The organism is Salmonella sp. 741265073_HBA (assembly GCF_046569105.1).
Taxonomy (GTDB): Bacteria; Pseudomonadota; Gammaproteobacteria; order Enterobacterales; family Enterobacteriaceae; genus Salmonella; species Salmonella enterica.
Genome location: NZ_JBKFRY010000001.1, coordinates 279,908 through 292,675 on the forward strand (window position 1 = coordinate 279,908; position 12,768 = coordinate 292,675).

Annotated in this window: 14 protein-coding genes; 7 read left to right on the forward strand and 7 right to left on the reverse strand. The window is 50.2% G+C overall.

Features of this window, described 5'->3' with window-relative positions; genetic code table 11:
* The first annotated feature begins 88 nt into the window (after positions 1–88).
* Both ACLD3P_RS01440 and ACLD3P_RS01445 read left to right on the forward strand, forming a co-directional pair.
* Complete coding sequence (locus tag ACLD3P_RS01440) at positions 89–340, forward strand: DUF333 domain-containing protein (protein ID WP_000673492.1); 252 nt, start codon at positions 89–91, stop codon at positions 338–340.
* Positions 341–408: 68 nt separating this feature from the next.
* Positions 409–720: a hypothetical protein gene (locus tag ACLD3P_RS01445; RefSeq protein ID WP_000487126.1), complete on the forward strand. Its 312-nt coding sequence runs from the start codon at positions 409–411 to the stop codon at positions 718–720.
* Here ACLD3P_RS01445 and ACLD3P_RS01450 read toward each other — a convergent pair.
* Both ACLD3P_RS01450 and ACLD3P_RS01455 read right to left on the reverse strand, forming a co-directional pair.
* Positions 706–1,053 (reverse strand): DUF488 domain-containing protein, encoded by a 348-nt coding sequence (locus ACLD3P_RS01450; RefSeq protein ID WP_001222527.1) that lies wholly within the window; start codon positions 1,051–1,053, stop codon positions 706–708. The two genes, ACLD3P_RS01445 and ACLD3P_RS01450, sit on opposite strands and share 15 nt — an antisense overlap.
* 120 nt (positions 1,054–1,173) lie before the next feature.
* Positions 1,174–2,358, reverse strand: coding sequence for a CynX/NimT family MFS transporter (locus ACLD3P_RS01455; RefSeq protein WP_115286095.1), 1,185 nt, complete (start codon positions 2,356–2,358; stop codon positions 1,174–1,176).
* A 100-nt stretch (positions 2,359–2,458) separates the two neighbouring features.
* On the opposite strand from ACLD3P_RS01455, the gene ACLD3P_RS01460 reads away from it, so the two are divergent.
* Complete coding sequence (locus tag ACLD3P_RS01460) at positions 2,459–3,253, forward strand: AraC family transcriptional regulator (protein WP_131046384.1); 795 nt, start codon at positions 2,459–2,461, stop codon at positions 3,251–3,253.
* On the opposite strand, the gene ACLD3P_RS01465 is transcribed toward ACLD3P_RS01460, so the two are convergent.
* A complete protein-coding gene (locus ACLD3P_RS01465) occupies positions 3,233–3,679 on the reverse strand; it encodes a DUF441 domain-containing protein (RefSeq protein ID WP_000460698.1) in 447 nt (148 codons plus the stop codon). The two genes, ACLD3P_RS01460 and ACLD3P_RS01465, sit on opposite strands and share 21 nt — an antisense overlap.
* 205 nt (positions 3,680–3,884) lie before the next feature.
* Here ACLD3P_RS01465 and yoaI point away from each other — a divergent pair, with 205 nt between their 5' ends.
* Complete coding sequence (gene yoaI / locus ACLD3P_RS01470; protein WP_000272239.1) at positions 3,885–3,992, forward strand: small membrane protein YoaI; 108 nt, start codon at positions 3,885–3,887, stop codon at positions 3,990–3,992.
* Here the strand turns inward: yoaI and ACLD3P_RS01475 are convergent.
* The gene (locus ACLD3P_RS01475) at positions 3,989–4,507 is read right to left on the reverse strand and encodes a YbaK/prolyl-tRNA synthetase associated domain-containing protein (RefSeq protein WP_023893413.1); all 519 of its coding nucleotides are present in this window, start codon (positions 4,505–4,507) and stop codon (positions 3,989–3,991) included. The two genes, yoaI and ACLD3P_RS01475, sit on opposite strands and share 4 nt — an antisense overlap.
* A gap of 49 nt (positions 4,508–4,556) precedes the next feature.
* Positions 4,557–6,050: a diguanylate cyclase DgcJ gene (gene dgcJ, locus ACLD3P_RS01480; protein ID WP_024798639.1), complete on the reverse strand. Its 1,494-nt coding sequence runs from the start codon at positions 6,048–6,050 to the stop codon at positions 4,557–4,559.
* A 293-nt stretch (positions 6,051–6,343) separates the two neighbouring features.
* Here dgcJ and ACLD3P_RS01485 point away from each other — a divergent pair, with 293 nt between their 5' ends.
* Positions 6,344–6,544: a hypothetical protein gene (locus ACLD3P_RS01485; RefSeq protein WP_024134150.1), complete on the forward strand. Its 201-nt coding sequence runs from the start codon at positions 6,344–6,346 to the stop codon at positions 6,542–6,544.
* A 144-nt stretch (positions 6,545–6,688) separates the two neighbouring features.
* Here ACLD3P_RS01485 and ACLD3P_RS01490 read toward each other — a convergent pair whose 3' ends face one another.
* Together ACLD3P_RS01490 and yeaG are read right to left on the reverse strand one after the other, a co-directional pair.
* Complete coding sequence (locus tag ACLD3P_RS01490; RefSeq protein WP_131046383.1) at positions 6,689–7,975, reverse strand: YeaH/YhbH family protein; 1,287 nt, start codon at positions 7,973–7,975, stop codon at positions 6,689–6,691.
* Positions 7,976–8,097: 122 nt separating this feature from the next.
* Positions 8,098–10,032 (reverse strand): protein kinase YeaG, encoded by a 1,935-nt coding sequence (yeaG, locus tag ACLD3P_RS01495; protein ID WP_001518010.1) that lies wholly within the window; start codon positions 10,030–10,032, stop codon positions 8,098–8,100.
* Positions 10,033–10,457: 425 nt separating this feature from the next.
* Here yeaG and ACLD3P_RS01500 point away from each other — a divergent pair, with 425 nt between their 5' ends.
* A complete protein-coding gene (locus ACLD3P_RS01500) occupies positions 10,458–11,204 on the forward strand; it encodes a MipA/OmpV family protein (RefSeq protein ID WP_000163762.1) in 747 nt (248 codons plus the stop codon).
* A 289-nt stretch (positions 11,205–11,493) separates the two neighbouring features.
* Positions 11,494–12,690 carry an anaerobic sulfatase maturase gene (locus tag ACLD3P_RS01505; RefSeq protein ID WP_023219671.1) on the forward strand — a complete coding sequence of 399 codons (1,197 nt, stop codon included), beginning with the start codon at positions 11,494–11,496 and terminating at the stop codon, positions 12,688–12,690.
* The last annotated feature ends 78 nt before the right edge of the window (positions 12,691–12,768 follow it).

Here is a 12,768-nt window from a genome sequence, read left to right on the forward strand (position 1 = left end):
TAAACACCCGCTAAAGCGCTGACAGAAAGTATGGAAATAGCGTACCCGCCAGGTTATCCTGGACAAAATATCGCTTTAAGGAGTCGTTATGAAATTTACGTGGATTGCGTTGCCAGGCGTATTGCTGCTGAGCGCTTGTTCATCGTCGCAACCCAACGCCCCCAGGCCGCCGCGTATTGGGATGCCTAATCCGGCAGCCGTCTACTGTGAGCAACAGGGCGGTACGCTGATGCCGGTGCAGACCCCACAAGGCGTGCGTTCCGATTGCAAATTGCCCAATGGCGAAATCATTGATGAGTGGACATTATGGCGCAGAGAGCATCCTGATACGAAAAAGTGACAACCTGCGGTCCGACGGGATATGATTAAGAACAATCTGATAATGAGTTTCATGCGGCGCAAGAAAATATGTTTCAGTTAAAGCCGGGCGCGTTGGCAATAGTTATTGGCGCTAAAACACCCGCCGGACGGCAGAATATTGGTAAATCGGTTGAGCTATTTTGCCTGTGTCAACCCGGAGATGAATTCATTAACCCGGTAAATGGACACGTCACCTTACTGCCGAAAGAAGCGCCTCGGGCGCTGTGGCTGGTCACGGGCGATGTAGCCTCCGCCGATGGTCAGCACGGTTTTGCCTGGGTGCGGGCAGAACATTTGATGCCGTTGTCCCCGGACAGACAACCAGGCCAGGCGGCGGCACGACAATCACAGCTCTCGTAGCCACTCTGCCAGCACAATGGCATGGTTCTGGCGAGTATCTTTAGCGGCGTATAGCAACGTTAGCGGTTGGTGTCGGGCAATATCCGCCAGCCGTTTGCCTTCTTGATGCTGTTGCGCAAGTTCTGCCCGGTATTGCTGCGCGAAGTGGTTAAAATCAATCAGTTCGCTATGAAAGGCTTTGCGCAATTCGGTTGAGGGCGTAATGGCCTTATTCCATTCATCATAGACCAGCGCTGCTTTTTTAATGCCGCGCGGCCATAGCCTGTCAACCAATACCCGATAACCATCGTCTTTTTCCGCCGGGAAATAGACGCGCTTACACTGGATTCGCATTTTTCCCTCCTGTGATGGTGTCGCTTACGCTACTTTTGTCGAATAGCGGTAATGATTTTAATGGATCAGGCCTGATAAACGAAGCGCCATCAGGCATTCAGAAGTGGGTATCAAGTTTATTTATGACGCTATCTCTCGATCGCGTCCGGCGTAGAGGCCAAAAATCGCCATGATGATAGCCAGAACCGTCACGCCTGATAGCGGCAGATACCAGCTACCGCTGGCATCATGAAGTTTTCCCATGACGGGGGGCCCACATGCCGCCAGTAAATACCCGACCGACTGCGCCATGCCGGAAAGCGCCGCCGCCTGATGCGCCGAACTGGCGCGCAGGCCGATAAACGTCAGGCCGAGGATCATCGTCGCGCCTGAACCGAAGCCGAACAGTAGCGTCCAGATGATCGCCTGGCCCGGCACAAACCAAAGCCCCGCCGCGCCCACTGCGCACAATAGTGAGACCAGCGCGGCAATCCAGCGTTGATCGTTAAAGCGATGCAAAATAAGCGGAATAGCTAACCCAGGCGCCGCGGTCGCCAGTTGCAGCAGGCCATGTAGCGATCCTGCCTGTGCTTCGCTGTAACCGTGGCTGATGAGTATTGTTGGTAACCAGCCGATAATCACATAATAAATCAGTGAGTTAAGTCCCAGAAACAACGTAACTTGCCAGGCTAAAGGCGAACGCCAGATACCGCGTTCATGTAATGCCCGGGAGCTACTCAGGTTAGCTGTGCGAGTAGTGCGCCACTGCGGCAACCAGATAAGAAACGCCAACAGCGGAAACAGCATTAGCATTAACAGCGCGCCGCGCCAGCCAAAACCGTGCAACGCCAGCGGAACCACCAGCGCAGACCCCAACGCGGCGGCGGCGCCCATCGTCAATGAATACGCGCCCGTCAGCCTTGCGACATGTTGTGAAAAATCGCGTTTAATCAATCCTGGTAGCAGCACATTACCCAGCGCTATCCCGCACCCAATAATGGCAGTTCCGGCAAACAACAATGCAGCGGAGGGCAGGGAGCGGAGGGCAATACCCGCGCAAATCAGCAGCATTGCGGCAAACAGACTGCGTTCCATCCCAAACCGGCGGGCAATACCGGCCGCCAGCGGCGAAACCAGTGCAAACGCCAGAAGCGGCAAGGTTGTTAGCAGGCCCGTCTGGGCGGTGGAAAGACCGTAATCCGAACGGATTGTCTCCAGCAACGGTGCAGCGCCGGTAAATGTTACGCGCAGCGTAGTGGCTATCATCAAAATACCGGCAATCAGTAAAGCGCCCTGTTTGCCGCGTGGTGAAAGGGCTGTCGTCATCGTTTTCTCATCTCGTCAGGCGAGGCGATACCTTAACAGTTTTTACTGTTTGGATGAATCAAGCTAAAATGACAATTTATCGCTAAAATCGGACAATATAATGATTGGCCTGAGACTGGACGGTTACGCTCCCGACCTTCACCACGATGCCGCTGTGGCCTTTTGTATTCGCGCCAGGGATGATGAACTGTTTAGCCCTCGCCATCAGCATCGCAAGGGACAGTTGATCCTCGCTCTGCACGGCGCGATCACCTGTGAGGTGGAAAATGCGATGTGGATGGTTCCGCCCCAGTATGCCGTCTGGCTCCCCGGCTCGCTGCCGCACAGTAATCATGTGACCGCAGGGGCGGAGCTGTGCTTTTTATTTATTGAACCTGCGGCGGTCGTCATGCCGGAGCGTTGCTGTACGCTGAAAATTTCGCCGTTATGCCGGGAGTTGATTTTGTCGCTGGCGCGCAGAACCGATTCCGAAAGAGCGCAAATGCCAACGCAGCGCCTTATTCAGGTGTTGTTTGATGAACTGCCGCAGCAGCCGCAGGAACAATTGCAATTACCGGTATCGGGGCATCCAAAAATTCGCCAAATGGTTGAGACAATGGCGCAGGAGCCCGCGCGATGGAATACGTTAGGGCAGTGGGCCAGCGTATTCGCGATGAGCGAGCGTAACCTTGCCCGGCTGGTTGTCAAAGAGACGGGGCTAAGCTTTCGTCGCTGGCGTCATCAGTTGCAATTAATTCTGGCGCTACAAGCGCTAATCGCGGGACGTAATGTACAGCAGACGGCGCAAATGCTGGGTTATGATTCCACCACGGCATTCATTACCATGTTTAAAAAAGGCCTGGGGCAGACGCCAGGCCAGTATTTGACGGGCGAGTTACTGCTTCCCCACAATTAAAGAGACCAGCCCTGCCGCAATCAGTGGGCCGACCGGCACGCCGCGAAACAGCGCGACGCCAAGTACCGTACCGACCAGCAGCCCGGCGACGAGCTGCGGTTGGTTTCCCATCAGCGTAATGCCGCGACCGCCCAGCCAGGAGACGAAAACGCCGACGGCAATCGCGACCAGCGATTTCCAGTTCACAAAAGAGTGGATCAATGTGGAGGGCGGTAGGGTTCCGCTGGCGATGGGGGCCATCACGCCGATGGTCAGAATGATAATCCCGACGGTGAGTCCCTGTTTTTCAATCCAGGGAAAAAAGGTATTCAACGGGGTTACGCGGACAATAATCAGCACCAGAATTGAGACGGCGACAGTGGTGTTGTGGCTGATAAATCCCAGAGCTGCCAGTCCGAGCAGGATCAGCAGAGTGACATCAAACATTATGGTTTCCTTGCCAAAAAGTAAGCCTGACTACTTTACGCCCAAACGGCAAAGCGCACAGGCCTTTTTAACGATTGATGCGAATTTCAGGCAACTGCCTGAAAGACAATCTCTACGTGAAAAACGGCGTTGTCATTAAATTGCCATCAACGCCGCGTATTGCTAACAGGTGAACCGTCATTGTTGTCTTCCTGAGGATACAATTATGTACGATCCACCGTTTCTTGAAGCGCTGATGATAACGGCGTCGTTTTTCGCCATTTTTATCATTATCGTTGTGTCTGTATTGCTCCTTGAAGGGGAAGGGGACTAAGCCGTTGGCGATGACTGAAAGCGGCGGAAGACTGCCAGTTCTGGTCGGGCGATGCGCAGATAGTCCTGTGTATTCATAATGACTGATTTTTCCAGCAGGCCGGCATTAAAGGCAATTTCATCGAAACGCTCAAATAGGAGCGGATCGGCGACCAGTTTCAGATTGGGGTGAAAACTGAAAGGCGGGATCGCGCCAAAAACGCAGCCGGTCAGCATATCGACTTCCGCCGGGCTGGCAAGGGAAGCGCGTAAGCCGCCCAGATGTGAAGCAAGCTGAGAGAGGTCGGCTTGCTGATCGGCCGCCAGAATAGCAAGAACGTGCTGGTTGACGCCGTTGCCTTTGACTTTACAGACCAGCGCTTTTGCGCCCTGGCCCAGCGCAGTACCGCGTATTTCAGATACCGCTTCGCATTTTCCTACCGCCTCATGGCTCACCACACGATAGCGCGCGTTCTCCTGGGTTAATAAAGCCACTAAACGTTGGTGTGTAGCGACACCCTTCGCGACTTCAGTTATTTCGGCCATTTCTCACTCCTGGTGCAATATGAACATTTACTGCGAAGCACTATGATGAACGATGTTGTTTTTGTTGTTTGTTCAGATAGAGCTGCGCATCGGAAGCCTGGTAGGCATCATTAATCGTATCATTGGGCTGCATATTATAAATCCCGGCAGAAAAATGGACTGTCTTATCCGGTGCGATAATTTGCAGGTTACGAATAATACGCTCCGGCAGATGGATAGCCAAATCCGCCGCGTAATCAACAAGAATAATACAGAACTCATCGCCGCCGAGGCGAATGGCGTAATCGCTTTTACGAATCGATGTTTTAATCGCTTTCGCCAACAGGGTTATAATTCGGTCGCCTTCCTGGTGCCCCTGGGTATCGTTGATCAGTTTTAACCTATCGCAATCAATAGCGACAAATGTTACCGGCGTCCCGGCATTGACCAGGCGTTGCAGTCGCTGTTCCAGCTCCGGTGTTAATATTTTACGGTTGTAAAGCCCGGTCATGGCATCGCTAATATTTTCGCGTGTGACGTTGCGATAAAGCCGAAAGTGCATCCGTACCATATTAAGCAGGAGCGCCGTTGCCAGTAAGTAAAAGGCCAGCGCTTTCCAGGACGAGACAAGGAAATAGGTTAAATCAAGGGACAACGAAACGCGCAGTCCGCCAGGGATATCATGGCTATAATTCACATATTGAAACAGATTATTTTTGCTTTGATTAATAATAATTTCTTTTCCGGAGTCCATATCCTTTAGTGTTACGTTAAGATAGCGCCAAACCAGCGGACGGTCCTGGGTATAAAAAATATTTTTTAAATTATCCTGGTTAACATCCACCATCACGATACCTTTTAACGTTCCCGCCAGATAGACTGGCGTTAAAAAGCTCATGACGTTTTCCTGGGTAATATCATCCATGTAAATACTTGAAATAACCGTACGGCCGGTAAAAAGTTTATCTATATCTTTTCTGTTAATACCCATTGTACCTTTTTGTAAAAAAGTCCAACGATGCATGGCGAAGCGCCGTGAGTTGATTAAATCATAGAAATAGACATAATGTTTATTTAAATCAACGTAATAACGGAATTTAAGCTCCAGTGTGCCCAGCCCGTGACTGTGGTCGTCCTGCGCTCGGTTGATGCTTACCGCCTGATCAAACGCAGGCAGTAAAAGGGCGTCATCAAGATTATCGGTACACTGTGTAGCGGCGGTTTGCAGGGTACCATGTAGCGCCGGATAATTATGCCGGGTCAGGTTGACGCCGTGCGTACCGTTAATGGCCTCAAAGGCGTCGCAAAACGCGCGGCGTTTTTCTGCAGTGACGGGATCTCCCGGCGCTTCAAAAGTTCGCATCAAATGTGCGGCGATGCTTTGATTCTGGTACTTATCGTACAAAAACGACGAATCGGCTCTCTCCATGATATAACGCATATAGGCATTCATTGCCCTGTCGCTGGCAATAAGTTCGTAAATCAGGAAGGACGATGTCAAAACGATGACGCTTGCTGAGATAAAGTGCCTGAGCGCTTTATGATGCAAATTCATGATGAACTACAGCCCTGAAAGTCGGATGCGTTAGTTTACCATAGCGATGAGAATTCCTCTAATAGACTGTTTAAAAATAAAACGTGTGCTATGCAGGAATAAAACTCATTCTCGGTTTAATAAACCAATTAATACGCTGTGTTTATATTTTCATGTGTGACTATTGTGATAAAAACTAAATTTTTAATCAATAATACTGATCTATTTGTGACAAAAAGAAAATAACCTTTATTATGATGATGAAAGGAGTGTGAAGTGGTAAGGATAATAATGTACTTCCGTTCGGAGGCGCTATGAAACGATTTAAAGAGATGGCTGTGATTTTATTTTTTGCATTACTGGCAGCAGGTTTTACGTCGTCGGCGATGGCGGATGATCCTTTTTCACATGTTTTGGATCATGTTTTTGATACAGTCCATGCCTGTCACATTCTTCCTCCTGGAGTGGAGCAACCAGGACATTTGGGGCCTTGGTCTTGGCCTTGGTGTTATTAACATGATGGAATTCTATTAATGGGTTAAATTACCCGATATGCCGGAATACCTTCATTCAGACTATTCGCGGGTAATTGCTTCAGTCATAAAAACCGAACACCAGGTTTATTAAAACCCGCCCGACATATGAACGGGCGGGTTTATTTATACGTTTTGATTGGCGCTCTGTTTCTGAAACAATTCGCGGAATACCGGATAAATATCCTCCTGATCGCGAATATGCTGCATGGCGAAGTTATCGAACGTCGCCTGCAGATGTTCATACTCGCGCCATAAGGTCTGGTGGGCGCGGCGGGTAATCTCGATATAGCTGTAATAGCGCACTACCGGCAGCAGCTTTTTCGCCAGAATCTCATGACACAGCGGTGAATCGTCGGCCCAGTTATCACCGTCTGACGCTTGCGCCGCATAGATGTTCCACTGACCGGGGTCGTAGCGCTCTTTAACCACTTCATCCATGAGTTTAAGCGCGCTGGAGACAATCGTCCCGCCGGTCTCTTGCGAATAAAAGAACTCATGTTCGTCCACTTCCTTCGCCTGGGTATGGTGGCGGATATAAACCACTTCGACGTTCTTATACGTTCGGCTTAAAAACAGATAGAGCAGAATGTAAAAACGCTTGGCCATATCTTTGGTTGCCTGGTCCATCGAACCAGAGACGTCCATCAGACAGAACATTACCGCCTGGCTGGAGGGCTCAGGCCGTTTTTCATAATTTTTATAGCGTAAATCAAAGGTGTCGATAAACGGCACCCGCTCGATTTTAGCCCGCAGTTCGGCAATCTCCCGACGTAACCGCTCCTCTTCAAGCAGTTGCGCTGGTTCGCTTTTGCTGATGGTCTCCAGTTCCGTTTCCAGCGCGTGCAGTTCGCGGCGTTTTCCTGCCGTCATTGCTGTACGGCGCGCCAGAGAGTTTTGTAGCGAACGTACCACGCTGATATTAGCCGGCACGCCGTTTGAGGTGAAACCGGCGCGGTGAGTTTTATACTCGTTAAGCTGGCGATGCTGGTTTTTTTTCAGATTAGGCAGCGCTAAATCTTCAAAGAGCAGATCCAGATACTCATCTTTTGAAATCTGAAAAACAAACTCATCCTGGCCTTCGCCGTCCTGGCCGGCCTGACCTTGACCGCTGCCGGAACCGCCGCCGCCACCGCCTTGCGGACGCTCAATGCGATCATTCTGGATAAAGTGATCGTTACCCGGATGGACGCGATGGCGCAGACCGCCGCGCCCCTGATGAAACATCGGTTCGCTAATATCATCGGTTGGAATAGAGACGGACTCTCCGCTGTCGACATCGGTCACAGAGCGTTTATTAATTGCTTCGGAAATCGACTGCTTAATTTGTGCTTTATAACGACGCAAAAAGCGCTGGCGATTCACCGTGCTTTTATTTTTGCCGTTAAGACGTCGGTCTATGAACCAGGTCATATGCCCCCCGTACTGCCAACTGAGCGCCTGTTCTGTCAGTGCCGGATAGCGCTAATGCTTAGCCAGTCTACAGAACATTACTTTGTAGGCCCGGTAAGCGCAAGCGCCACCGGGCATTAACATCACGACGATTTACGCACGCGCAGGTACCACTCGCACAGCAAACGAACCTGCTTACGGGTATACCCTTTCTCCATCATCCGATCGACAAAGTCGTCATGCTTTTTCTGCTCGTCAGTCGACGTTTTGGCGTTAAAAGAAATGACCGGCAACAGCTCTTCAGTATTAGAGAACATTTTTTTCTCAATCACCGTGCGCAGCTTCTCGTAACTGGTCCAGTTTGGATTACGGCCGCTATTGTTGGCTCTGGCGCGCAGGACAAAGTTTACTATCTCATTACGGAAATCTTTCGGGTTACTGATACCCGCTGGTTTTTCAATTTTTTCCAGTTCGGCGTTCAGCGACTCGCGATCGAACAGTTGACCGGTATCCGGGTCGCGATACTCCTGATCCTGAATCCAGAAATCTGCATAAGTCACGTAACGATCAAAAATGTTCTGCCCGTACTCAGAATAAGATTCGAGATAGGCCGTCTGGATCTCCTTGCCGATAAATTCGGCGTATTTCGGGATCAGATAGCCTTTCAGGAACTCCAGATAACGTTCAGCCTGCTCCTGCGGGAACTGCTCACGCTCGATTTGTTGTTCCAGAACGTAGAACAGATGTACCGGGTTTGCCGCCACTTCCGCATGGTCGAAGTTGAATACGCGGGAGAGGATCTTAAAGGCGAATCGGGTGGAGAGACCGTTCATCCCTTCATCCACGCCCGCATAGTCGCGATACTCCTGGTACGATTTGGCTTTGGGGTCGGTATCTTTCAGGCTTTCACCGTCATAAACGCGCATTTTCGAGTAAATACTGGAATTTTCCGGCTCTTTCAGGCGGGAAAGAATCGAGAAGCGCGAAAGCGTTTCCAACGTGCCCGGCGCGCAGGGCGCATGAGCCAGCTCGCTATGATTAAGTAGTTTCTCGTAGATTTTGATCTCTTCGGAGATTCGCAGGCAATAAGGCACCTTCACAATATAGACACGGTCGAGGAACGCTTCGTTATTTTTATTGTTACGGAACGTCACCCATTCAGATTCGTTTGAGTGGGCAAGTATGATGCCATTAAAGGGCAGGGCGGAAATACCTTCTGTACCATTGTAGTTACCTTCCTGGGTTGCGGTCAGCAAGGGGTGCAGCACCTTAATAGGCGCTTTAAACATCTCGACGAACTCCATGATCCCCTGGTTAGCGCGGCACAGCGCGCCAGAGTAACCATACGCATCCGGATCGTTCTGGGCGTGATGTTCGAGTTTACGAATATCCACCTTGCCGACCAGCGCCGAAATATCCTGGTTGTTTTCATCGCCGGGTTCCGTTTTGGCGATGGCAATCTGCTCCAGAATGGAGGGCCAGACTTTCACCACGCGGAATTTAGTAATATCGCCGCCAAACTCATGCAGGCGTTTGGCCGCCCACGGGGACATAATCGTACCGAGATAGCGGCGCGGAATACCGTACTCTTTTTCCAGAATCTGCGCGTCTTCCTGCGGATTAAACAGGCATAACGGATGATCGTTGACCGGACTACGCTCGCCGTTGGCGCTTAAAACATAAATTGGCACGCGCTGCATTAGCGATTTCAGCCGTTCAGCGAGCGATGATTTGCCACCCCCCACAGGTCCCAGCAAATAGAGAATTTGCTTCTTCTCTTCCAGCCCTTGCGCCGCATGTTTCAGATAAGAGACAATCTGTTCAATCGCGTCTTCCATGCCGTAAAACTCTTCAAACGCAGGATAGCGAGCAATAACCCGGTTGGAGAAGAGTCGGGAAAGTCGGGGTTCCTGGGCAGTGTCGACCATATTAGGCTCGCCGATAGCCATTAATAGCCGCTCTGCCGCGTTGGCATAAGCACTGCGATCTTGCCGACAAATGGTAAGAAAATCCTGCAGTGTGAACTCTTCGTCCTTGGCAGCTTCGTAACGCTGGCGATAGTGATCGAATATATTCATGATATGCCATCCTTTCGTTTTTTCGCACATGTTAAGAGCCGTTCATATGAATAGTAGAGGCTCCCGGAAGAGGTAGACTGAACGCCGTTTCTGCTAAGCAAAAAAAGCAACTCTCATGCCATTTTATTGGTCAGAAGATCAACGTGTCCGGTGATACACCTTCTTAACATTAAGCGTAGATGGCATTTGCAAAACTTGCCTGTACGCGTCAGTGGATTTCGATGACATATCAATAACTCATCAGGTAGAAAAGGCTGGTGGATATCAGAAAAAGCGTTCCCGGTCACATAACGATCATCAGCCGATCATCTGAAAATAATCGGTGGTGGTGATATTAAACGGTTACATTGTGTAAAATAGTTGGGCTTACAGGTATTGGCGGTTACACTTTTGCCGCAGAACATTTGAATAAGGAATTATGGATTGTGACCAAACTTAAACTTCTGGCTCTTGGCGTGTTTATTGCAACATCCGCCAGCGTCGCGCACGCTGAAAGCAACCTGACGTTGGGCGCAGGCGTTGGTGTGGTTGAACACCCTTATAAAGATTACGATAGCGATGTTTATCCGATACCGGTCATCGCTTATGAAAGCGAAAACTTCTGGTTCCGTGGTCTGGGCGGCGGGTACTACTTGTGGAATGACAATGCCGATAAGTTGTCAATCATGGCATACTGGTCCCCGATGTACTTCAAACCGGGCGACAGCGATGACCATCAGTTGCGTCGTCTGGACAGGCGTAAAAGTACTATGATGGCGGGCGTTTCTTACGCGCATCACACCCAATATGGATTCCTGCGTACCTCACTGGCAGGGGATACGTTGGATAACAGTAACGGTATTGTCTGGGATCTGGCCTGGCTTTATCGGTATACCAATGGCGGGCTGACCTTAACGCCAGGTATCGGGGTTGAATGGAATAGCGAGAACCAGAACGATTACTATTACGGCGTATCACGTAAAGAATCTTCGCGTAGCGGCCTGCGCGGCTATAACCCGAACGATAGCTGGAACCCGTATCTTGAACTGAGCGCTAACTATAATTTCGCCGGTAACTGGAGCGTATATGGTACTGCGCGCTACACCCGTCTGTCGGATGAAATTACCGATAGCCCGATGGTGGATAAATCCTGGACCGGTATCCTTTCTACTGGCGTGACCTATAGATTCTGATTGATTGAATTTGCCAGAAAAACCATGACAAAGCCTGCGTTATGCAGGCTTTGTGCTGTCTGAAACGCGAACATGGCGGCTTGCATAAATGCGCTGTTGACCGGGTATGGCGCAGCCTTATGTGATTTATACTTTGTTACATCAATTTAAAAAACTAGCCTTTTATATGAAAAATCCAGGTGATTACAACTGCGCTAACAATTAGCGTAATAATTGTTGCAATGCTGGCTGATATCGCCCTGTCACGTCCCGCTTATGCTATACCCATTCTTCACAGCGAGTAAGACGAATGAGCATAGTATTCAATACCGTAGCCAAGCCCAGCGGCAGCCTGTGTAACTTATCCTGCAAGTACTGTTTCTATCTTGATAAACCCCGGGGCCAGCGCGTCATGTCTGACGATGTGCTGGAGACGTATATCCGTCGGGTAATTGATGATACGCCATCCTCAGAGGTCTCGTTTTGCTGGCAGGGGGGAGAGCCGACGCTATGCGGTCTTTCTTTTTACCAAAAAGTGGTGCGCTTGCAGCAACGCTATGCCAACGGCAAAACTATCTACAACAGTCTGCAAACCAATGGCGTATTAATCAATGAAGAGTGGGCGGCATTCTTTGCGCAGCATCAGTTCCTGATTGGTATATCGATTGATGGGCCGCAAGTCGTTCATGATAATTACCGGAAAACGCCGTCAGGGCGGGCGTCTTTTTCCCGAGTCGTTAATGCTATCCGCCTTCTGCAGGCAAATGATGTCGAGTTCAACACGCTCACTGTCGTGAATGATGCGTCATGCCGTCATGGCAACGCTATTTATCATTTTTTGACCCAGGAACTGGAAAGTAAACACCTGCAATTTATTCCCATTGTTGAGCCGCTCGCGCAAAAAGCACAGCGTTCTTTGACGTTATCTGACAATGAGGATTCGCCTGCGCTGATGCCCTTTTCCGTCACGCCTGAAGGGTGGGGCGCCTTTATGTGCGATGTTTTTGATCAATGGATACGTCACGATGTCGGACGCATATTCGTACAGCTTTTTGACAACTTACTTGGCGTCTGGATGGGGGAGCCCGCCACGCTTTGTACGATGCAGTCGACCTGCGGGCAAAGTTTGCTGGTGGAGCAGAATGGCGACGTGTTTAGCTGCGACCATTTTGTTTTTCCCGCCTATAAACTGGGCAATCTGCAGCAACACTCTTTAGAAGAAATGGCGGCTTCTCCTTTTCAGCAGCAGTTTGGCGCGGCTAAAGCAAACCTTTCCTCACGCTGCCAGAACTGTACGTGGCGCTTTGCCTGTCACGGCGGTTGTCCGAAACATCGAATTTGCATGGACGGCGGCGAACGGCAAAATTATCTCTGTAAAGGATATCTGGAGTTCTTTCAACATGTGACGCCCTATATGAATGTGATGCGTCAATTATTACTGAATCAGCGACCCGCCGCGCATATTACTCGCATCGTCGACATGATTGCGGATGACGTTCGTCAGTGACAAGAAAATCGCCCCCTTGCGCGGTATGATGCCGGACATTACCGTAGGGTCTAAGAGTCCGGTATTGTTTTACCGTCG